The 21,528-nt window shown below is 58.6% G+C and carries 22 protein-coding genes and 1 pseudogene; 6 read left to right on the top strand and 17 right to left on the bottom strand.

The window, feature by feature from the left end:
- Positions 1-17: 17 nt before the first annotated feature.
- Entirely contained in the window at positions 18-2,105 is a 2,088-nt protein-coding gene (locus tag FY112_RS36015; protein WP_151520454.1) for a M3 family metallopeptidase, read from the bottom strand.
- Positions 2,106-2,333: 228 nt separating this feature from the next.
- Between FY112_RS36015 and FY112_RS36010 the strand changes: the two genes are divergently transcribed.
- A complete protein-coding gene (locus FY112_RS36010) occupies positions 2,334-2,765 on the top strand; it encodes a hypothetical protein (protein ID WP_151520453.1) in 432 nt (143 codons plus the stop codon).
- A 61-nt stretch (positions 2,766-2,826) separates the two neighbouring features.
- On the opposite strand, the gene FY112_RS36005 is transcribed toward FY112_RS36010, so the two are convergent.
- A complete protein-coding gene (locus FY112_RS36005; RefSeq protein ID WP_151520452.1) occupies positions 2,827-3,468 on the bottom strand; it encodes a LysE family translocator in 642 nt (213 codons plus the stop codon).
- Positions 3,469-3,853: 385 nt separating this feature from the next.
- Positions 3,854-4,546, bottom strand: coding sequence for a helix-turn-helix domain-containing protein (locus tag FY112_RS36000; protein ID WP_151520451.1), 693 nt, complete (start codon positions 4,544-4,546; stop codon positions 3,854-3,856).
- A gap of 164 nt (positions 4,547-4,710) precedes the next feature.
- On the opposite strand from FY112_RS36000, the gene FY112_RS35995 reads away from it, so the two are divergent.
- Complete coding sequence (locus tag FY112_RS35995) at positions 4,711-5,868, top strand: acyl-CoA dehydrogenase family protein (RefSeq protein ID WP_151520450.1); 1,158 nt, start codon at positions 4,711-4,713, stop codon at positions 5,866-5,868.
- Positions 5,869-6,063: 195 nt separating this feature from the next.
- On the opposite strand, the gene FY112_RS35990 is transcribed toward FY112_RS35995, so the two are convergent.
- The 4 genes from FY112_RS35990 to FY112_RS35975 form a co-directional block, all read right to left on the bottom strand.
- Positions 6,064-6,609, bottom strand: coding sequence for an AAA family ATPase (locus FY112_RS35990; RefSeq protein ID WP_151520449.1), 546 nt, complete (start codon positions 6,607-6,609; stop codon positions 6,064-6,066).
- On the bottom strand, positions 6,606-8,138 hold the full coding sequence (locus tag FY112_RS35985; RefSeq protein ID WP_151520448.1) for a GNAT family N-acetyltransferase: 1,533 nt from the start codon (positions 8,136-8,138) through the stop codon (positions 6,606-6,608). The genes FY112_RS35990 and FY112_RS35985 overlap by 4 nt, the downstream gene beginning before the upstream one ends.
- Positions 8,113-8,907 (bottom strand): helix-turn-helix domain-containing protein, encoded by a 795-nt coding sequence (locus FY112_RS35980; RefSeq protein ID WP_151520447.1) that lies wholly within the window; start codon positions 8,905-8,907, stop codon positions 8,113-8,115. The genes FY112_RS35985 and FY112_RS35980 overlap by 26 nt, the downstream gene beginning before the upstream one ends.
- 413 nt (positions 8,908-9,320) lie before the next feature.
- Positions 9,321-10,544, bottom strand: coding sequence for an argininosuccinate synthase (locus FY112_RS35975; RefSeq protein WP_151520446.1), 1,224 nt, complete (start codon positions 10,542-10,544; stop codon positions 9,321-9,323).
- A 279-nt stretch (positions 10,545-10,823) separates the two neighbouring features.
- Here FY112_RS35975 and FY112_RS35970 point away from each other — a divergent pair, with 279 nt between their 5' ends.
- Positions 10,824-11,675 (top strand): SDR family NAD(P)-dependent oxidoreductase, encoded by an 852-nt coding sequence (locus tag FY112_RS35970; protein WP_151520445.1) that lies wholly within the window; start codon positions 10,824-10,826, stop codon positions 11,673-11,675.
- Positions 11,676-11,760: 85 nt separating this feature from the next.
- Positions 11,761-12,402 carry a LysE family translocator gene (locus FY112_RS35965; protein ID WP_131619990.1) on the top strand — a complete coding sequence of 214 codons (642 nt, stop codon included), beginning with the start codon at positions 11,761-11,763 and terminating at the stop codon, positions 12,400-12,402.
- A gap of 38 nt (positions 12,403-12,440) precedes the next feature.
- On the opposite strand, the gene FY112_RS35960 is transcribed toward FY112_RS35965, so the two are convergent.
- The 6 genes from FY112_RS35960 to FY112_RS35935 all read right to left on the bottom strand — a co-directional run bounded on the left by FY112_RS35960 (position 12,441) and on the right by FY112_RS35935 (position 17,985).
- Entirely contained in the window at positions 12,441-12,737 is a 297-nt protein-coding gene (locus tag FY112_RS35960; protein WP_131619991.1) for a hypothetical protein, read from the bottom strand.
- A 220-nt stretch (positions 12,738-12,957) separates the two neighbouring features.
- On the bottom strand, positions 12,958-13,752 hold the full coding sequence (locus FY112_RS35955) for an ABC transporter ATP-binding protein (RefSeq protein ID WP_003543634.1): 795 nt from the start codon (positions 13,750-13,752) through the stop codon (positions 12,958-12,960).
- Positions 13,749-14,627: an ABC transporter permease gene (locus FY112_RS35950; RefSeq protein WP_151520444.1), complete on the bottom strand. Its 879-nt coding sequence runs from the start codon at positions 14,625-14,627 to the stop codon at positions 13,749-13,751. The genes FY112_RS35955 and FY112_RS35950 overlap by 4 nt, the downstream gene beginning before the upstream one ends.
- 221 nt (positions 14,628-14,848) lie before the next feature.
- Positions 14,849-15,802, bottom strand: coding sequence for an ABC transporter substrate-binding protein (locus tag FY112_RS35945; RefSeq protein WP_151520443.1), 954 nt, complete (start codon positions 15,800-15,802; stop codon positions 14,849-14,851).
- 93 nt (positions 15,803-15,895) lie between these two features.
- The gene (gene rlmN / locus FY112_RS35940; protein WP_151520442.1) at positions 15,896-17,122 is read right to left on the bottom strand and encodes a 23S rRNA (adenine(2503)-C(2))-methyltransferase RlmN; all 1,227 of its coding nucleotides are present in this window, start codon (positions 17,120-17,122) and stop codon (positions 15,896-15,898) included.
- A gap of 353 nt (positions 17,123-17,475) precedes the next feature.
- Positions 17,476-17,985, bottom strand: coding sequence for an invasion associated locus B family protein (locus tag FY112_RS35935; RefSeq protein WP_017962430.1), 510 nt, complete (start codon positions 17,983-17,985; stop codon positions 17,476-17,478).
- Positions 17,986-18,321: 336 nt separating this feature from the next.
- Here FY112_RS35935 and FY112_RS35930 point away from each other — a divergent pair, with 336 nt between their 5' ends.
- Positions 18,322-18,882, top strand: a complete 561-nt coding sequence (locus FY112_RS35930) for a sigma-70 family RNA polymerase sigma factor (RefSeq protein WP_017962431.1) — start codon at positions 18,322-18,324, stop codon at positions 18,880-18,882.
- 87 nt (positions 18,883-18,969) lie between these two features.
- Here the strand turns inward: FY112_RS35930 and FY112_RS35925 are convergent, their stop codons facing one another.
- The gene (locus FY112_RS35925) at positions 18,970-19,362 is read right to left on the bottom strand and encodes a YkvA family protein (protein WP_003543641.1); all 393 of its coding nucleotides are present in this window, start codon (positions 19,360-19,362) and stop codon (positions 18,970-18,972) included.
- An 80-nt stretch (positions 19,363-19,442) separates the two neighbouring features.
- Positions 19,443-19,748 carry a 4a-hydroxytetrahydrobiopterin dehydratase gene (locus tag FY112_RS35920; RefSeq protein ID WP_017962433.1) on the bottom strand — a complete coding sequence of 102 codons (306 nt, stop codon included), beginning with the start codon at positions 19,746-19,748 and terminating at the stop codon, positions 19,443-19,445.
- A 33-nt stretch (positions 19,749-19,781) separates the two neighbouring features.
- Here FY112_RS35920 and FY112_RS35915 point away from each other — a divergent pair.
- Positions 19,782-20,281, top strand: a pseudogene (locus tag FY112_RS35915) (low molecular weight protein-tyrosine-phosphatase).
- Here FY112_RS35915 and thpR read toward each other — a convergent pair.
- Together thpR and FY112_RS35905 are read right to left on the bottom strand one after the other, a co-directional pair.
- On the bottom strand, positions 20,188-20,781 hold the full coding sequence (gene thpR / locus FY112_RS35910; protein WP_026158922.1) for an RNA 2',3'-cyclic phosphodiesterase: 594 nt from the start codon (positions 20,779-20,781) through the stop codon (positions 20,188-20,190). The pseudogene FY112_RS35915 and the gene thpR sit on opposite strands and share 94 nt — an antisense overlap.
- A 68-nt stretch (positions 20,782-20,849) precedes the next feature.
- Entirely contained in the window at positions 20,850-21,494 is a 645-nt protein-coding gene (locus FY112_RS35905) for an arylesterase (protein WP_131619997.1), read from the bottom strand.
- Positions 21,495-21,528 lie beyond the last annotated feature (34 nt).

Below are 21,528 nucleotides of genomic sequence, written 5' to 3'. Positions count from 1 at the left end.
CGTGTCATCAAATTGTCTTAGGCGTCGCTGCCTGTCAATTCCTCGAAGGTCGAAAGTCCCTTTTTGACGAGCATCGCATCCGGGCTCGGCAGCTTGCCGCGGAAGGCCTTGTAAGCGTCTTCCGGATCGACCGAACCGCCGACGGAATAGATATTCTCCTTGAGCTTGCGGGCCATTTCGCCGTTGAAGGCGTCTCCCGTCTCCTCGAAGGCGGCAAAGGCGTCGGCGTCGAGCACCTCCGACCACATGTAGGAGTAATAGCCGGCCGAATAGCCGCCGGAGAAGATGTGCTGGAAGTGCGGCGTCGCATGGCGCATGACGATCGACTTCGGCATGCCGATCTCGGCCAGCACCTCGCCCTGCACCGCCATCGGGTCCTCGACGGCCTTTCTCGTGTGAAACGCCATATCGACCAGCGCCGACGAGGTGAACTCGACGGTATTGAAGCCGGCATTGAAGGTGCGGGCGGCAAGCACCTTATCGAGCAGGGCCTGCGGCATCGGATCGCCGGTTTCGACATGCAGGGCATAGCGCTTCAGAATATCGGGCACCGTCAGCCAGTGCTCATAGAGCTGCGAGGGCAGCTCGACGAAATCGCGCGAGACGCCGGTGCCCGCAACCGAGGGATAGGTGACGTTCGAAAGCATGCCGTGCAGCGCATGGCCGAATTCGTGGAACAGCGTGCGGGCATCGTCGAGCGACAGCAGCGCCGGCTTGTCTTCCGCCGGCTTGGCGAAGTTGCAGACATTATAGATGATCGGCAATTCGCCGTGGCGGCCGTTCTTCAGCTGCAGCTTGTGCTGCGATTGCAACGAGCTCATCCAGGCGCCTGATCGTTTCGAACTGCGGGCGAAATAATCGCCGAGGAAGAGGGCGACGAGCTTGTCCTCGCGGTCCCTGATTTCGAACACCCTGACGTCAGGGTGATAGGCGGCCACGCCCTTCTTCTCGACGGCCCGGATGTCGAACAGCCGGCCGGCCACGTCGAAGCAGGCTTCGATGATCTTCTCGAGCTGTAGATAAGGCTTGAGCTCGGCTTCGGAGAAATCGAACTTCCGTGCGCGGATCTTTTCGGCATAGTGGCGCCAGTCCCAGGGCATCACCTCGTGGTTCCGGCCTTCCTCGGCGATCAGTGCCGCGATATCGATCTCCTCCTCGCCGGCGCGTTTCACCGCCCGCGCCCAGACAGCCCTCAGCAGGCCGTTCACCGCATCCGCCGTCTTCGCCATCGTGTTGTCGAGCTTCAGCTCGGCGAAATTGTCGTAGCCAAGCAGCGTCGCCACCTGATGGCGCAGCGCCAGCGTTTCCTTGATGACGGCGCGGTTATCCGTCTCTCCGGCATTTTCGCCGCGCGCCACCCACGCCTTGAAAGCCTGCTCGCGCAGATCGCGGCGCTCCGAAAAGGTGAGGAACGGCTCGATGATCGAGCGTGACAGCGTCACGGCATACTTGCCCTCCTCGCCGCGTTCGCGCGCTGCTGCCGCCATCGCGTCGCGAAGGAATTCCGGCAGGCCCTCCAGCTCGGGTCCATCAGAAAGCACCAGAGCCCAGGCCTTCTCGTCGGCCAGCACGTTCTGGCCGAATTGCGTCCCGAGGCCGGCAAGCTTTTCATTGATCGCGGCGAGTTTTTCCTGCTCGGCCTTTTCGAGCTTGGCGCCCGATTTGACGAAGCCTTTCCAGTGGCGCTCCAGCACGCGTGTCTGTTCGAGCGTCAGACCAAGCGTCTCGCGGCTCTCCCAGAGCGCGTCGATGCGGGCAAAAAGCGCTGCATTCATCCCGATCTTCGAATAGTGGCGCGACATCTTCGGCGAGATCTCCCGCTCCAGCGCCTGGATCACATCATTAGTATGGGCGCCCGCCTTGTTCCAGAACAGCGACGAAACGCGCGACAGCGCGTCGCCGGCAATCTCCAGCGCCACGACCGTATTGTCGAATGTCGGCGCATCGCCGTTTCCGGCGATCTCGTCGATCTCCTTTTCATGCGCGGCAAGCGCGGCTTCGAAGGCGGCGGCAAAATCACCGTCATCAACAGCATCGAAACGCGGCAGACCGTGAAGACCGTCCCAGGTCACCAGCGCCGGATTGAAATCATGTGGAGAAGGCATCGGAGAATTCCTTTTGGCATGCAGATGGATCGTCAATATAGGAGAGCCGTCATAGAATTGGTATGTTGCCGGGAAGGACCTTTTGCCTCGCCTGGCAAATCTGGCGGGGGCCTGCCAAATCCGGTGGACAACAATTGATACGTGAAAATTAACCAATCGTTAACGATTGACGCGAATCACGCGCAAGCGCTAGTTTTCCGATGTTCTTCTTGTAAGGGGACATGCGCCATGGAAATTTTTTCTGTGCGGTCTTCTCAGAGTTTGCTTTTTAAAAACAATCCTAATAACGCAAAAAGTTCGAAGACCTCTGATATTCAAATCGAGACCAGAGCTCCGGCCTTGGCCTCGTTCCAGATCGAAGACGAAGTTGGCGAAGGCCCGGATTTCACCGCGGTCAGCCCTGGAGAACTGCGCAACTACGCACGCCAGGGTTTCGACAGTGGCCTGATCGATCAAAACACCTACGCCGCGATCTCCGAACCGCTGCCGATGCATGCGATCGATCCGCTCGGCAACATCATCGATCTCTCCAGCGTCACCGACGGCACCAGCTTCAATTTCCTCGATTACTACCAGAACCAGCTGCAGATCGCCATGTCGATCGGCGATTCTGAAGAGGTCCAGACGCTGAAATCGATCGTCAGCTTCCTGAATGCCTGACCTCACGCATGCATAAATCAAAGACAAGCGCGTCGCATGTCTCGGGCACGACGCGCTTTAATCAGGCCTTGCGCCAGCCGAGCAGGCCGGGCGTTGCGTGCCAGAGCGCCTGAGCGGCAAATCCCATGAAAAGCACGCCGGAGCAGCGCACGATCAGCCGCTCATGGGCGCGATAGAAGCGCCGCACCGTGCCGGCGCCGATGATGCCGATCAGGATGATGTCGGCCGTCACGAAACCGACGAACGACACGACGAGCAGCACCGGCAGCGCCTCGAAATCGAGAGCGCCGGCCGAGCCTGCAACGAGTGCGGTGAAGGTGGCGAGCGCCACCGGATAACCCTTTGGATTGGTGACGCCGAAGATCAGTCCGCGGCGAAACGGCCGCTCGACCACAACAAGCGCCTGCCCTTCCGCTTTCGGCTTGGCATTGACGGCGCTCCAGCCGATCCAGGCGAGGTAGAAACCGCAGGCAAGGCCAAGCAGGTCGAAGACGAAGGTTCCGATCGTCTTTGCCCCGACGATCGCGATCAGCGCCAGCGACGACCAGATGAGATCCCCGACCAGATGCCCCATCATGAAGAAGGCGCCGGCCTTGCGGCCCTGCCCGGCACCGATACCGAGCAGCTGCAAGAAGGCGGGGCCTGGAATGAGCACGTAAAAGAGCGCCGCCAGAAAAGCGCCAAAGAGCAAAGGCTGCGTCATGGAAATGCTCCGGAGGATGATGACGGCAGACTAAGCGATCACGGCCATCCGTCAAGGGTGGTGCACTGCCACGAAGAGTGGGATCAGGTAGCAAACGCTACCGGAGGCGGACATCTGTTCGTTGTTGAAGGATGCGGCTGCTTTGCGCCCGCAATTCGGTCATCCAAGAGCCAGATCGTCTACGCCGAAAGCTGCTGCCCGCGGCGGCTCAGATTCAAACCGGCCTAAATGACCGGGGGTCAGGGAATTTGCTGCCCGGCCGTTTTGGGGTCACGGCTGTCAAGACGCGGACCGGCTTCTGCAGGAGTGCGTGCCAATTTTCCGGCTGGGGTGACGGGTCTTCGTTGCTGGGCTGTATCCGTCAGAACCACTCGCCTTCGATGGTTCAAGCCCTCATCCGGGGGGGTTTGGCAAACACACTAAGACCGAGCCATTCCTGCATGTCGCGCGCGAGGACCCTGTCCCCTTCAAGTTTCAGCGTTTCTGCATCGGTTTCCTGACGTATGGTCGTGAGGCCCATCCAAATTGCGGTCATCGAACGGAGCGACCCTTCAACGAGAGGGTCTACATCATAGCCCGGATCGAAGTTGCAGAGATCGACTTTTCCGTTTTCGACCACAAGCCACCAGCTCTTTTGCGCAGCCGAAAGTTCCGGGTACAGAAACTGTATCGTACAACGGCGGGTCGGAAGTCTTCTTGTATCGAGGCTCCGCCGCATGTCCCACATGAGCAGAGAAGGGTCGAGATTCTTCAAGGAAAGTCGCGATTCCATCCACCGTTGAGCCCAATTTCCGAGACCTATGATCAGAGGTCTCAATTCTTCGCCCGCTGCCGTGAGTTGGTAATCGGTAATGCCGCTCGCACTCCTTGTCACCGTGATGACGCCCGATTGTTCCAGTTCTTTCAGTCGTTTTGATAGGAGTGCCGGAGACATTTTTGGTAGACCGCGACGCAACTCATTAAAGCGCGTCGATCCGCAAAGGAATTCCCGGACGACCAAGGTCGTCCACCGCGAGCAGAGGATTTCCGACGCCATTGATACTGGACAGAATTGCCCGTAGCCGTCACGCTCTACCATAAGGACCTCCAACGGTCTGGATCAGGCACAATATTGCAAAACAACCGGTCCGCCAAATGCTCCTCGCCCAGCCATACGGAGGCGCAGTTCAGTACAGTTCGTGTACTAGCCACAATTGTGAAACGAGCGCAGAGTTTCATCCTCACGAGATAGGAGGCATTGATATGCTCGGGCCTGCAGAACCAAAACAGAACCTTGCCAGCGGTCGGACCATTGTCGAACTAATCAATTCGGTCCTGCCCACCATCGCGCAACGCGCCGCATCGATCGACGAGAGCGACACCTTCGTCGGCGAGAATTACGCGCTTCTAAAGGAATCTGGACTTGTGCGGGCAGGCGTTCCAATCGAATTGGGCGGGCTGGGCGCGGAAGTGCCCGAACTTTCTGAGATGCTCAAATCCATTGCTCGTGCATGTGGGTCCACTGCGCTTGCCTTTTCCATGCATACCCATCAAGTCGCCATCCCCGCCTGGCGCTGGCGGCATCAAAAGGTGGCCGCGGTGGAACCGCTCCTGAGACGTGTTGCATCGGAGCAAATCATATTGCTCTCGAGCGGCGGATCGGACTGGATCGGCGGATCGGGCAAGGCCATGAAAGTTGATGGCGGATACCGGATCACCGCGCGTAAACGCTTCACGTCCGGCGCGGCGGCAGGAAACATCCTGATGACCGGTGCCGTTTATGAAGAACAGGACGGCGCGCGCTCCGTCATTCATTTCGGCGTTCCGATGGCATCGCCAGAGGTTTCGATAGAGGATACGTGGCGAACACTTGGAATGAGGGGAACCGGGTCAAACGATATCATCATCGAAAACCTCTTCGTGCCGGATGCGAGTGTCGCATTTTCCAGAAGCGCGGGGCAATGGCATCCAGTATTTCAAGTCATCGCCATGATCGCGTTTCCTCTGATCTACGCGGTCTATCTTGGCGTCGCCGAGAGCGCCCGCGACATCGCAGTCAAGATGGTCCGTAGCAAGGCCAACAGCGATCATGTGATCGGGTTGGTCGGGCGCATGGAAACCTCTCTGAGGGCCGCACAGATCGCGCATCGCTGGATGTTAGAGGTAGTTGCTCGAAACGAACCGTCCGCGGAAACCGTCAACGAGGTTATGATCGGCCGCTCCATGGTCGCACGGCATGCTATCGAGGTGACGGAGCTTGCAATGGAGGTCGCAGGCGGCGCGGCATTCTATCGAGAGAACGGGCTGGAGCGCTGCTTCCGTGACATACAGGGCGCTCGCTATCATCCGATGCAGCCTGGAGCCCAGGCGCAATACGCGGGTTCATTCGCGCTCGGACTTCCCACCGAGAAGATTTTCTAGCGCCCGGCGCAACGACGAACTCCGCGGAATCATAGGCTAGGTGGGTAGTTTGACGTCCAGAATTCGAATCCAGAAATTTCCGGCTATCGGCGTTGGCTTGAACAGACCGGCGGTCTTAGTCCACTGTACACCGATAGGCATGGCGGCCTTGTAGCGATGCCAAAATAACAACGCTGCCACCGGTGGTGGGCCGAACTACTCATCGAGAAACATTGCGATATCGGAATGTTCGTTCAAGCTAACAATGAGCAAAGGCACACGGAGAGCCAGCGCCGCACGATAGGTCGCAAGCACGGACCGTTCCTGATGTTCAGCTAGCTCCTCTGACGATCGGAAGGGTCTCGTCCTCCGCGTATCCGACAAACGTCGCAACGCGATCTTTTCAACGTCATCGACCAAGACAACGAAGCGGGAAACACCGATAGCCGAAAAAATTGAAGGCGAAATTTCCACCAGTCCATCAGGGGTATCTATGATGGTATGACCGTCGAGAACGATCAATCCTTCTTTCGGCGCGTGTCTCATGAAACCGGATAGCAGAAGGGTCTGGTTGTCGTCGATATTTCCCTCGCGCAGAAGATCGTGGGCTACAGGCTTGCCTTGGCGCTCCTGCCTCTCCGACTTGATGAGATCACTGGCCTGCAAGTGCTCAAAAACAAGTCTTCGTCGCGCATCTTCGAGAAGTGTCGACTTCCCGATGCCTGACAGACCTGCCAAGGCAACAACCTTCCGCCTGCTCATGCTTGAAATCCGAGGTCTATCTGCGAAAGCAGGTTATCCAGACGAGGGCGCGGTATGCGAAAGATCGATTGAGGCGGATGCTCCGCAATAACCTTACTTTCTCTAAGCTGCTTCAGCCCGATAGCCGGATCAATATACGCGGCGAGCAGGTAGTTTATGACTTTGACGGGCGATTCGGCAGATGCCTGCCAACCCTCAAGGTCTTTTTCACTATATACTGACCGCCCGCCTGTCATCTGGAGCAGCTCTCTCGTGGATCGCGCAAGACGAACGTCCTCGAGTATTCCAATTGCCGACAGTGCCTGCGACGGTGATAACAACGATTTGCCCTTGTAGAAGAATAGGATTGAACCTGCCGGGCCCAAATTAGATGGTGCCCGGCACAGATACACCTTTCGGATTGTGTTTCCTGGTCGCCGCGGGCCTCCTCCTCCGAGTGCTCCGAAGAGATCCAACTGGTTCTGCTGCCTGAGATCTGGATAGAGGATATCGTGGTACCCCTCTTTGATCGGGATGCCAAACGCCGCAGTGTCCGGCATGATGGCGAAGCGCGGATAATTCACCCGATGGACATCAAAGTGATTGTCGCCATCTCCCGGCGTGGGTGCGCGCGTGCCCATGCGTTTTTCATAGATCCTCTCATCGTCCTCTTTTGTCGCAGTGTGGGTGAACCCGAAATACTCAAGAAGATCGATGAGGGAGGTCTGGCCCTCGTACGTGGTGACATAGACGAGGTCATATTTGTTCTTTTGAGCGAACCAGAAGACCTTCTTCAAAAGCAATTCACCGAGTTTAAGGCCACGCCTCTCTGGCCGAACCTTGAACGTGCAGATCTTCAGTATCTTGTTGGCTTTTTCAGTTGCGTCAGTATCCGAGCCGGTCTCATCCTTTCTGACGAGAAGGCCGGCAATTCCGTCGTCCTCGATGATCCAGCAAAGGCGCCGCTGCTTTACGCATTTTTCCGACCACCATTTATCAAAACCAGGATAGTCCTCCCGGAGACTGTCAAAGATAGTGTCCGTCAGGGGTATCGCGTGAGCGACGACCTCATCGATGAAACGTACCGGCGCTTCGATCGGCTCATAAGTCGTTCGAAGGAGCTGAACAGCGTCTGCTACATAGAGCACGCGGCGACCGAGTTCTGGAGAATGGCGCCTGGCCCGCTCGTGGAGACCTCTGTCCTGGCTTACAAGAAAGTCCACGGCGCCGATGTGAAGAGCATGCAGCAGGGTCGCATCGACTATGTCGTTGTGCTTCGGAAGAGGCCCGAATGCGTTCGAAAGCTCTGTCACGCTCAAGCCGCGGACTTTTGATAGGGATTGAAATTTACCGAGCTTACTCAGAGATATCGCTCGACGGGCTGTATCCTTGTCGCGACCAACATCGTCGCGTGCCGCCTCATGCACGAAAATATCGACCTTGTGCTTGGCGGCGAGGCTTGTAAGTGCGGAAAAGGCCGGCTCTACGGTTTTATTGTCTTCCAGATGAATAATTACATTTGTATCAATCAGATATGTTTGTGTGCTCATTCCGCAGTGCCTTTTGAAGGTCGGGCTTCGCGTAGAGGAAAGACTGCGGAGCCTTAAATCCAAATCGCTCCTTCAGTTCAGGCAAGGTCAGCGGCCTCGTAAATCGGCGCGGTGCCGACAGTTTTAGTGCAAAGCCTTCTTCCAGGCCACTAAAGTACTCGTCAAAATCGGCTTTCGTGATCGATGCAGATCGGCCGTGCTTTTTCCACAGGACAGAGAGTTCGAGACGTTCAACGGTCTCAATTTTAATAGCGCCCACCAAAGCCATTTCTGGAGAAGTAGAATAGATATAGGCCGTAGCGCCGGGAGATACGGACAAAGGGAAACGTCTTCTCAGCTCGATGGTCTTCACGCCATCGAAAATCTTGCCCGAATAGTTCGGCTTTATGCTGATAACGATGTCCCGTTTTGCAGGGCGGGCATCGTCGCGATCGCCAAAAATCGGAAGGATATACTGATCGTCGTCGGCATCGGCTCCGCCAAGCTCGGCTTGGATCCGCACTCCGAACTCCGAATGAACTGGAAATGCTGCATCGATGCGCAAGCTGGCACCGAGAGCCTCGACGTAGCGCTGCAACGAGGAGATCTGGACATCGCCTCGTTGTTCGATCTTGGAGATCGCTGCTTGCCCGACGCCCAAACGCTTGGCCATCTCGAGTTGAGTAAAGCCCGCAGCCTGCCTCAACGCCCTGAGAGATCGACCCACAACGCGTCCCGCGTCGCCATCGGCAACCCGGACGGCGTCAACAAATTCGAGTTCAACCGACATTGTTCGACACCACTGCTTTCCGAATCATATTCCCGAATATTCCTTCAAGGGAATAGCACCGCTCGGAGATCCCATGCAACTGCGGAAGTGGCGAACGGATTACCGACTAGATAGCGTCAGTCGAGGGGCCGGTTTGCAGAATAGCCACCCGTTTATTTGATGTCCGAATGCTATTGGCAGCTTCCGCGAGGAAAGCTAGGCATGGCTGCTTTTTAACGGTTTCGGTGCAAAGCTGCCGGTCATCAATCGGTCCCCTAGCGGTCGTCTATCCAAGCCGAGCCGATGTCCATTGTTGGTGCAATCCGGCCATCCAGAACGCTCCAAGAGGTTGGTGGCATTTGCTACCTCACTCCACGAAAAAGCCCGCGCGGCGATGCCGGCGGGCTGATATCCGGTTCGACGGCGAACCGTGATTATTTCACGAGGTTGCGCTTGGCGAGCGTGCGCAGGCGCAACGCATTCAGCTTGATGAAGCCGGCCGCATCCTTCTGGTCGTAGGCGCCCTGGTCATCTTCAAAGGTGACGAGCTTGTCGGAATAGAGCGACTTTTCGCTTTCGCGGCCGATGACCATGACGTTGCCCTTGTAGAGCTTCAGCGTCACTTCGCCTTCGACATGCTCCTGGCTCTTGTCGATCAGCGCCTGCAGCATCTCGCGCTCCGGCGAGAACCAGAAGCCGTAATAGATCAGCTCGGCGTAACGCGGCATGATGTCGTCCTTGAGATGGGCAGCACCGCGGTCAAGCGTGATCGATTCGATGGCGCGGTGCGCCGAAAGCAGGATGGTGCCGCCGGGGGTCTCATAGACGCCGCGCGACTTCATGCCGACAAAGCGGTTCTCGACGAGGTCGAGACGGCCGATACCGTTGTCGCGGCCATAATTGTTGAGCGCGGCCAGCAGCGTCGCCGGGCTCATGCGCACGCCGTTGATCGAAACCGCATCACCCTTTTCGAAGCCGACCTTGATGGTCGTTGCCTTGTCGGGGGCTGCCTCAGGCGAAATGGTGCGCATATGCACATATTCAGGCGCCTCCTGGGAGGGGTCTTCGAGAACCTTGCCTTCGGAAGAGGAATGCAGAAGGTTGGCATCGACAGAGAATGGCGCCTCGCCCATTTTGTCCTTGGCAACAGGGATCTGATGCTGTTCGGCAAAGGCCAGCAGATCGGTGCGGCTCTTGAACGCCCAGTCGCGCCACGGCGCGATGATCTTGATGTCGGGGTTCAGGGCATAGGCGGACAGTTCGAAACGGACCTGGTCGTTGCCCTTGCCGGTCGCGCCGTGGGCGATCGCATCCGCACCCGTCTTGCGGGCGATATCGATCAGATGTTTGGAAATCAACGGACGGGCGATCGAGGTGCCGAGCAGGTAGACGCCCTCATAGACGGCATTGGCACGGAACATCGGGAAGACGAAATCGCGCACGAATTCTTCGCGCACATCCTCAATATAGATCTCCTTGATGCCGAGCATCTCGGCCTTCTTGCGCGCCGGCTCCAGCTCTTCGCCCTGGCCGAGATCGGCGGTGAAGGTAACGACTTCGGCGCCGAGCTCCGTCTGCAGCCACTTCAGGATGATCGAGGTGTCGAGGCCGCCGGAATAGGCGAGAACGACTTTCTTCACGTCTTTGTATGATGCCATGATGATGAGGTCCGTTGCATAAAAGGCCGGCAAAACCCGGTGTCGCGGCACTTTTAGCGAGATTGGCGCGTGACGCAAGGGCAAGCCGGTCGACAGCGGCTGGCGAAAGAACAAGCGCTTTCATTGGCGGCCGCGTCGCGCTCGCTTTCCCTCGATAAAAGCATCGAATCTGATGGACACGACCTTGGCCACGCGCGGGTAACTCGCAGGTTTGACTTGCACTGCGAAACTACCATATTCGGCATCGTCCGAACAATGCTCCGAAGAGAGGCCAGTCCCGTGACGAATATTCAAGACATTTTCAAAAAATCCAATGTTGCCGTCATCACCGGCGGCGCCTCCGGCATCGGCCTTGCCGCGGCGAAATATTTCGCCGGACGCGGCATGAGCGTCGCCATCGCCGATCTCGGCGGCGATCGGCTGGCCGACGCCGCCAACGAACTCAAGGCCATTGCCGGCGAGGAAAATGTGATGGCGGTCGAGACCGACGTCGCAGTCAAGGAGTCCCTGGAGGCGCTCGAGCGCGCCGTGCTCCAGCGTTTCGGCCGTGTGCACGTGCTGATGAACAACGCCGGCATCGGCCCGGAAACCTCGATCTTCAGCCCGCAGGCGAACTGGGACCATATCTTCGCCGTCAACCTGATGGGTGTGATCAACGGCACGCGCACCTTCGGCCCGAAGATGCTGTCGCATGGCGAGCCGGGCCTGATCATCAACACCGGCTCCAAACAGGGCATCACCACGCCGCCCGGCAACCCCGCCTACAATATCTCCAAAGCTGGCGTGAAAGTCTTCACCGAAGCGCTGCAGCATGAGCTTCGCAACGTCGAAGGCGGAAAGATCTCCGCCCATCTTCTGATCCCCGGCTTCGTTTTCACCGGCCTCACCAAGGGCGACCGCGTGGAAAAACCGGCCGCGGCCTGGACGCCGGAACAGACCGTCGATTTCATGGTCGAGAGCCTCGAACGCGGCGACTTCTATATCCTCTGCCCCGACAATGACGTGGCGCGTCCGGTCGACGAGCGACGCATGCTTTGGGCAGCCGGCGATATTGTCGAGAACCGCCCGCCGCTGTCGCGCTGGCACAAGGACTACGCCGACAAGTTCAAGGCCTTCCTCGACCAGAAGTAATCGGCACCATCAGAAGGTTTGATTGGTAATTTTCTGAAAGCCGGGTAAGAGATCCCCAGATCCTTTCCGGCTTTCAGAGTGTGTCATGGATTTCCTGCCCAGCCTGCCGACCCTTCTCGCCTTTGCCGCCGCGACGCTGCTGCTCGCGGCGACCCCAGGCCCCGATATGACGCTGTCGATCAGCCGCGCGCTCGCCCAGGGCAAGAAGGCGGCGCTCTTCGTTGTCGTCGGCACCAGCCTCGGCATCGTCGTCCACACCATGCTGGTCGCTTTCGGCATTTCGGCGCTGATCACCGCCTCGCCGACCGCCTTCCTGATCCTGAAGACTGGCGGTGCCGCCTATCTGCTCTGGCTGGCGGTGCAGGCGATCCGTTTCGGCTCGAAGCTCACCGTCGCCAAGGTCGAGGAGCAGAAAGGCACCGCCCTTTCGAACATCTCGTCAGGTTTCTGGGTCAATCTTCTGAACCCCAAGGTCATCATCTTCTTCATGACCTTCCTGCCGCAATTCGTCAGCGCCGGCGATCCCGCCGTCACCCAAAAGCTGCTTTTCCTCGGCTTCTGCTTCATCCTGATCGGCATGCCGGTCAACGCCAGCATCGTCTTTGCTGCCGACTGGCTGGCCTCCTGGCTGCAGAACAACAAGAAAGTGCTGCGCGGCATGGATTACACCTTCGCCGGCGTCTTCTCGATCTTCGCCGCAAAGATCCTGCTCACCCAGGCGAGATAGGCCAAAATCAGCCGATCAACCCGCTGTCTCGGTCATCTCTACGCCTCGGATGAAATAATAATATTATGTATTCCCATATATAGGCGCGACAAATACACAGGAGATCTTCCTTTATACGCATCGTTTATGAAATTTCGCAGATTTATGTAATCATCCGGCACAATTATGCTAGCCGCCCTTTCTTGGTCACTTAAGCTGTAATCTTTCGGCGCCTTGGAAAGCTGCAGGGCAGCGATTTTGTAATTTTCAATTAATTTTGGTGCGTTTTGTTTTATGTATGAAAACGCTTCATTGATTTCATTTGGTGTGGGAAGTACAATTTTGGAGTTGCCCATATTTCCGCTCAAATTCGAAGAAGCAATTATATTGTTGCAGTTACTTCGCGATCAGATCATAACCATCTGCTTTCAGCACGACATCCTAAGCTAGGCGTCAGGACTGAATACTACTCCGCTCGTCGTTAGGCGCAACAACCACACTATATCGACATGCCTATCTAACGCCCAAAAAGATCGGAGATACTGACGTCCTTGGCCGATCAACACGCTGTCGGCCCTAACCGATCAGCAACGCATCGTCATCCAGCGTCTGGCCGCGCATCTTGCGGAACATTGCGATCAGATCCTCGACCTGCAACGTCTTGCGGCTGTCGCCGGCGACATCAAGCACGATCTCGCCGCCATGCAGCATCACCGTGCGGTGGCCATAATCGAGCGCCTGGCGCATCGAATGCGTCACCATCAGCGTCGTCAGCTTGCGCTCGGAAACGATCTTCTGGGTCAGGCCCATGATGAATTCCGCCATGCCGGGGTCAAGCGCCGCTGTATGTTCGTCGAGCAGCAACACTTCCGAGCCCGCCAGCGTCGCCATGACGAGCGAGACCGCCTGGCGCTGGCCGCCGGAAAGCAGGTCCATGCGGTCCTTCATGCGGTTCTCCAGCCCGAGATTGAGTTCGGCGATCCTCTCGCGAAAATGGTCGCGCCGTTTTGCGCCAAGCGCCGAAACAAGTCCGCGCCGTTCGCCACGCCGTGCCGCAAGCGCCAGATTCTCCTCGATCGACAAGGCACCGCAACTTCCGGTCAGCGGGTCCTGGAAAACACGGGCAACGAGCCCGGCGCGCGCCGCCGTCGTCTTGCGCGTGACGTCGGCATTGCCGATCAGCACCTGCCCCTCGCTGGCCAGCACATCGCCGGCGAGCACGCCGAGCAGCGTCGATTTGCCGGCACCGTTCGAGCCGATGACGGTAACGAAGGAGCCTTCCTCGATCGTCAGGCTGACACCCGAGAGCGCCTGCTTCTGCAGCGGCGTGCCGCGCCCGAAAACGACCTTGATGTTCTTGAGGTTGATCACGACGCGGCACCTCCGCGCAAACGGGGAAGGATGAGCGCCACGGTCACCAGCACGGCCGTGACGAAATTGAGGTCGGACGCCTGCAGACCGATGACGTCGCTCGAAAGCGCCAGCTGGATCGCGATGCGATAGAGGATCGAGCCGAGCACGCATCCAACAAGCGCGATCAGCAGACCGCGGCGCCCGAGCAGCGTCTCGCCGATGATGACGGCCGCAAGCCCCACGACGATCGTGCCGACGCCCGAGGTGACGTCGGCAAAGCCGTTCGTCTGGGCAAACAGCGCGCCGCCGAGCGCCACCAGCGCATTGGAGATAGCCATGCCGAGATAGATCTGCCGGCTGGTATCGACGCCCTGGGCCCGCGCCATCCTTGCATTGGCGCCGGTCGCCCGCATTGCCAGCCCGGCATCGCTTTCCAGGAAACGCCAGACCAGGATGAGGGCGATGACGACGAGAACACCGACGAAGAGCGGCCGCACGTAGAAATCGCGAAGGCCATGGCCGAAGAACGGGCTGATCATCGTGTCGGCATTGATGAGGGCGACATTGGGTTTGCCCATTACGCGCAGATTGACGGAAAACAGAGCAATCATCGTCAGGATCGAGGCGAGCAGATTGAGGATCTTGAAGCGCACGTTGAGCAGTGCTGTCACCATGCCCGCAGCGGCACCGGCGGCCATGGCGATCAGAGCCGCAAGCCAGGCATTGACGCCGGCAATGATCAGCACGGCCGTCACCGCCGCGCCAAGTGGAAAGGAGCCGTCGACCGTCAGGTCGGGGAAGTCGAGAACTCGAAAGGCGAGATAGACGCCGAGAGCGACGAACGAATAGACCAGACCGAGCTCGACGCCCCCCCAGAATGCGATTTGGCTCAAGGCTTTCAGCCCCTTTTTGTGTCCGTTCCGCCCGTCGCGAAACGGAGTCTTTTAATACAAACAACCGCTCCCGTGCAAACGAGAGCGGCTGAATACGATGAAGGCGTTACAGCATGTCGCGCGAAAGTGTGCAGCGGTTTTGCGCCAAAGACATGCGGAAACATCCAAAGCGCGGCAAGCGAATCTGAAAGATCGCGACGCGCTTTAGAAATACCGACCGACTATTCGACGACTTTGTTAGCGCGGGAAAGCACGCTCTGCGGCAGCGTGACCCCCATCTTCTCGGCCGCCGCCTTGTTGACGACCAGGTCGCTGCCGGCGGCCGTCTTGACCGCGATGTTGCCCGGGTTCTCGCCCTTCAGCACACGCACGACGATCTCCCCGGTCTGCTTGCCGACATCATAATAGTTGAAGCCGAGGGCGGCGATCGAGCCGCGCGAAACCGAATCCGTATCGGCGGTAAAGAGCGGCAGTTTGCTCTCCTCGGCAACCGCGACGGCGCCTTCGAGCGCGGAGATGATCGTGTTGTCGGTCGGAATGTAGATCGCATCGGCGCGGCCAACGAGCGCGCGTGCCGCACCCTGGACCTCGGCCGACTTGGTGGCGGCCGATTCGACCACCTTCAGGCCAGCCTTTTCGGCTTCAGCCTTCAAGACGGCGAGCAGCGAAACGGAATTCGCCTCGCCGGAATTGTAGAGATAGCCGATGCTTTTCACATCGGGCAGGATTTCCTTGATCAGCGCAAGGTGCTCGGCGACCGGCGACATGTCGGAGAGGCCGGTGACGTTGCCGCCGGGCTTGTCCATATCCTTGACGAGCTGGGCGCCGAGCGGATCGGACACGGCTGTGAAGACGACAGGAATGTCACGCGTCGAGGAAACGACGGCTTGGGCCGAGGGCGTCGAGATCGGCACGATGACATTGGGCTCGTCGCCGGCGAACTGGCGGGCGATCTGGGCCGCCGTCGCCGGATTACCCTGCGCCGATTCGAAGACGAATTTCAGGTTCTCGCCCTCTTTATAGCCAGCCGCCGTCAGCGCATCCAGAACACCCTTGCGCGCCGCATCCAGCGCCGGATGTTCGACGATCGCCGTCACGGCGACGGTGACGTCATCGGCCTTTGCGGGCAGGGAAAGGGCCAAAGTGGCGGCAAGAGCGAGTAAAATCGGGCGCATGGGGATCCTCCTGAATGATTTTGGGGGCACTTTTAGGAAAAGCGCCCCCTGAAATCAATCGCGGAGAATTGTAGCGAGGATCAAACTTGCTGATCAGTCGTCGGCGCCGTGATTGGCGATCATCATCGCCTCGAAGGCCAGACGCTCGGTCTTGCGCATGCGTTCGGATTCCGATTTCAGCTGGCCGCAGGCGGCAAGAATATCGCGGCCGCGCGGCGTGCGGATCGGCGAGGCATAACCTGCCGAATTGATAAAATCGGCGAACTTCTCGATCTGCTCCCAGTCGGAACACTGATAATTGGTGCCGGGCCAGGGATTGAATGGAATGAGGTTGATCTTCGCCGGCACGCCCTTCAGGAGCTTGATCAGCCCCTTGGCGTCTTCCAGGCTGTCGTTGACATCCTTCAGCATCACATATTCGAAGGTGATGCGCCGTGCGTTCGAAAGGCCCGGATAGGTCCGGCAGGCTTCGATCAGTTCCTTCAGCGGGTACTTCTTGTTGATCGGTACCAGAATGTCGCGCAGATCGTCGCGCACCGCATGCAACGAAATCGCCAGCATGACGCCGATTTCCTCGCCGGTGCGGAAGATCTCCGGCACGACGCCGGAGGTGGAAAGCGTCACACGGCGCCTGGACAGTGACAGGCCGTCACCATCCGTTGCGATCAGCAATGCCTGCTTGACGGCATCGAAGTTATAGAGCGGCTCGCCCATGCCCATCATGACGATGTTGCTGACCTTGCGGCCCTCGGCAGGCATGATCGTACCCTGCGGCGCTTCACGGTCCGGGAAATCCCCGAGGCGGTCGCGGGCAAGCAGCAGCTGCGAAAGAATTTCCTCCGCCGTCAGATTGCGCACCAGTCGCTGTGTCCCGGTATGACAGAAGGAACAGGTGAGCGTGCAGCCGACCTGGCTGGAGATACAGAGCGTGCCGCGGCCCTCTTCCGGAATGTAGACGGCCTCGATCTCGACGGGACGCCCGGCGCCGCGCGGGGGAAAGCGCAGCAGCCACTTGCGCGTGCCGTCGTTGGAGACCTGCTCCTCGATGATCTCGGGACGTTCGATGGTGAAATGCTGCTTCAGCATCTCCCGCATGTCCTTGGCGACATTCGTCATATGGTCGAAGTCGGAGACCCCGCGCACATAGATCCAGTTCCAGAGCTGCGAGACGCGCATCTTGATCTGCTTCTCGGCCACACCCTTTTCCCGCAGTGCCGCCCCCATCTCCTCGCGCGAGATGCCGATCAACGACGGCTTCTCGAGGCTGGCGGACGTGCGCGCCTGCGGCTTGGTGACAACGATCGCATCCATGACGGACATAGGCATTCATCCCGATTTCAAACATGTGGCTGCTCCTCGCAACCCCGCGGACTTCAGCGGTAAGCCGGAAGACCTGCGGGCGCATGACAGCACATCGGCAGAAGTTGAATGGCGGAACGGCGACTGAAATCGCGATCTGTCCGCTGTTGGCGCCGGCTTTAGCATCATTTTGCCCGCGCGTCACCATCAAGCATGTCGCGCAAAAGTGTGCAGCGGTTTTACGATAACGACATGCTAAAAACAAAGACCTAAAGCGCGATCAGCGTATCTGAAAGATCGCGACGCGCTTTAGATGGAAACGGCATGGGCCGGCGCAAGGCCGGCCCATGAAACTCTTCGGCCTAAAGGACCGCTTACTTGCAGGTTTCGATCTGCTTCAGCGCAGCTGAGATACCCGAGAGCGAATAGCTGTAGGAGGTGCCGGTGCCCTTGCGCGAAACGGCATTGACCGTCATCGAATGACCGGTCTTCATCGCGGCGACGAGAGCCGGCTCCTGCGCCGCGTTCTCGACCCAGCCGGCCTTGTCCTTGGTGAACATGACGAAGGTCTTGTTGTCGATGACGACGTTGATCTTCGAATTTTCCTTGACCGTGTAGCCCATCATCGCCTGCGGCTCGTAGGAGATGTTCTGGCCCGGACGCTGGGAGACGATGAAGAAATTGTCGCCGTGGTCGACGCTTGCCGGCTGCTTTGCCGTCGGAACGGACAGCACGTAGCAGACGGTGCTGTTGCCCGACTTGTAGGAGTAGGCACCCCATGCCTGGAACTGCTGGATGCGGTTGGGCGCGGCCTGCTGCGCTGTCGCAACTCCGGCCATAACAAGGGTGAGTGCGAGAGCGGATACGATACTTTTTACAAACATGGATTCCTGCCGGTTCTTGCGATTCAAGGCCCGAAGCGATCATAGCGGGCGCCGCATAATCACGATCTGCTTTATTTTGACTTAATTCAGGTTACCAAATGGTCAACAATAGCTGCGATTTGTATCTGCCTGTGTCATTTCAGCTCGAGTGTCAATTTTCGCCCCTTTGACGGTATCGACCGCGACACCGTGCCCCGATGGCACCGGCCGTCCGTTCGGCTGAATTTAAGACACAAAGATTCAGGCAAGAGTTTGACCTTTCCCAAATCCGTTGTACCTCAGTAAGACTTGGAAATCCGGGACGAAATTGTTGCCGCAGGGGGCTGGTGAGGAGATATGGATGCCGAGGAAAGACAGCGTTTCGCTGCCCTCGCGAAGGCCGTCGCGGACGATCGCGACCAGCAGGCCTTTTCCATCCTGTTCGACTATTTCGCACCCCGCCTGAAGGCCTGGCTGATGCGCCAGAGGATGACATCAGGCGAGGCCGAGGAACTGGTCCAGGAGATCATGATCGTGCTCTGGCACAAGGCAGAGCTCTACGACGCCACGCGATCTTCCCTCTCGACCTGGCTTTTCCGCATTGCCCGCAACCGCCGCATCGACATGCAGCGCCGCGCCAACACCCGTATCTTCGATGAGACTGATCCGGCCCTGCAGCCGCCGGCCGATATCGGCGCGGAAGAAATCATCGCCAATGACGATCGCGACGCCAAGATACGCGCCGCCGTCGGGACGCTGCCGGAGGAGCAGCGTGAGATGCTGCGCGCCGCCTTCTTCCTCGGTCAATCGCATTCTGAGATCGCCGAAGCGACCGGGCTGCCGCTCGGTACGGTGAAGTCGCGTATCCGGCTTGCCTTCGGCAAGCTCCGCAAGGTGCTGGAACGCGAAATCGCCTGATGCAATGTTGCCCAAAAGGACGCAGCGCTTTGGGGATGACGACACGCATGAAACAAGCTGTCGCATCCCGGTTGGATGGGACACGCGTTAAATCGTCTTCATCGCTTCTTCCGGTCGATCGGCGAGAACGCGGTCGGCTGCTTCGTAGTGGCCCGGCCGGATGTGACCGCGCACCATGGCGAAGGCCGCCGAAAGCACGGCGATGTCGTCGGAAAAGCCGATGACGGCAAAAATATCCGGGATCATGTCGACCGGCATGACGAAATAGGCGAGTGCTGCAAGCAGCACGCCGCGCACCTTCGTCGGCGTCTGCGGATCGAGCGCGCAATAGAAACCGGCGACGACATCGCGCGAGAACGGGATCTGCCGAACCGCCCGCCGGAATGTCGGCCAGAATTTCTGCCTTACGGTTTTCTCGCGCCGGCTCTGGGTGTCCTCGTCGCCCGGCAACAGGATTTCCCCGAATTTGACCTCGTCCATCCCTGCATCCCTTTCGTCCAAGCGAACATATGGTGATGGCGCCCAGTCTTTCAATCGGCCCCTTTCAATCGACCCCGCTTTCAAACAACACCACGCGCCGCCGCCTTCTCCATGGCTTTGGCGAGCTTGAAATCCAACTCCGTCAGGCCGCCGGCATCATGCGTGTTCAGCGTCACATCCACCCTGGAATAGACGTTGAACCATTCGGGATGGTGGTTGAGCTTCTCGGCCGCGAGCGCTGCCTGCGTCATGAAGCCGAAAGCCTCGACGAAATTTGCGAACTTGAACGTCTTCGATATCGAGGAGGCCGCATCATTGAGCGCCCAGCCCGAAAGCTCGGTCAGTTCAGCCTCAACCGCCGTCCGTTCCAGTCTTTCCATTTTCATGCCATGGTCCTCTTCTCTGTCGACAGGTTACCGATGAAACGCATCAGCATCCTCTTCGTTTGCATGGGCAATATATGCCGTTCTCCACTCGCGGAGGGAATTTTTGGCCATCTCGTGGCCGAGGCAGGCTTGACCCGCGATTATACGATCGATTCCGCCGGCACCGGCGGCTGGCATGAGGGCGAGCCGCCAGACCGGCGTTCGATCGCCACCGCGACAAGCCACGGCATCGACATATCGGGACAGCGCGCCCGGCGCATCAGGTCGAGTGACTTTAGGGATTTCGATCTGATCCTTGCCATGGACCGCGACAATCTGGCCGCACTCGAAGAGAGCGCACTGCCTGGGGCGAATATCCGTCTGTTTGGTGATATCGCGCTGGGAACCGGAGAGGATATCCCGATCCCTATTATGGCGTCCCTGAAGGTTTCGAGCTGGTCTACACCAGGCTCTTGACCGGCTGCTGCAGGCTGCTCGAAACGCTGGGCGCCGAGCGCACCTCGTGCAGCGGGAATACTTCCTCGGTGAGGTAAGGCCCGCCGCCGACCGATTCGCGCGACGAAAGCAGCACGAAGCGCGGTGCGGTGAAGGTTGCGGTGTGGAAGTTGCCGCGTCCCGCCAGATATTGCACGACATCGTCGAGCCGCGAAGATTTGAGCCGCGCCAGCGTCACATGCGGCATGAATTTGCGGGGATCCGGCGGCAGGCCGATGCGCTGGCAGATGCGCTCGATCTCGCCCTGCAGGGCATACATCTCAGGCGATTGCGAGACGCCGGCCCAGACCGAATGCGGTTTCTTCGAGCCGAAGGAACCGATGCCTTCCAGCCGGAACTGGAATTCCGGCCGGTCGATGCGGTCGAGGCGTTCAACGATTTCATCGGCCGTCCGGCCGTCGACATCACCGATGAAGCGCAGAGTGATGTGGTAATTCTCCACATCGATCCATCGTGCTCCGGGGAGGCCACCGCGCAGCAATGAAAGACTCATCGCCGCATTGCGCGGAATTTCGAGGGCGGTAAACAGTCTCGGCATCACGAGCACTCCCCGAATCTTTTGCAGGTGCTCACACGGAATCATGCAATCAACAACCGCGCAAGCCCCTAATTCTTCACAGAAGAAATCGCTTCGACGAAATTTGTGACAGCAGGCTCCATCTTTTCGACCATGACGTCGATACCTCTCGCATTTGGATGCATGCCGTCGTCGAGCTTCAACCCCGCCTCCAGCGCAACGCCGTCGAGGAAGAAGGCATAGAGGGGAAGCCCATGTTTTTCCGAAAGTTTCTGGTAGATCGGGTTGAATCGTGCGGCATAATCCGCCCCCATGTTCGGCGGCGCCATCATGCCGGCGAGCAGCACGGCAATGCCACGCTCCTTTAGCCGGATAATCATCTGATCGAGATTTTTCTCGCTCTCCTCCGGCGGGATACCGCGCAGCGCATCATTGGCGCCTAGCTCGAGAATGACCCCATCGGTGCCGTCAGGTACCGACCAGTCGATGCGCGCAAGGCCGCCTGTCGTCGTGTCGCCGGAGACCCCGGCATTGGCGATGGTGACATCGAGCCCCTTCGCCTTCAGGGCCGCCTGCAGCTTTTCGGGAAAGCCGTCGCCGGGCGGTAGCTGATAGCCCGCCATCAAACTATCCCCAAAACCGACGAGATTGATCGTCCGGGCATCGGCTGCGGCGGCAAAGATCAGCGAGACGGCGATGACGGTGAATTGAAGGGCGGCAACTTTAAATCTCATCCTGGTTTCCCTAGATTGGCGAGGTGCCGTTATG

This window comes from Rhizobium sp. PEPV16, assembly GCF_008919455.1.
GTDB lineage: Bacteria > Pseudomonadota > Alphaproteobacteria > Rhizobiales > Rhizobiaceae > Rhizobium > Rhizobium leguminosarum_Q.
Note: the sequence above shows the minus strand (reverse complement) of the source record. Positions and strands in the feature narration are given on the sequence as shown.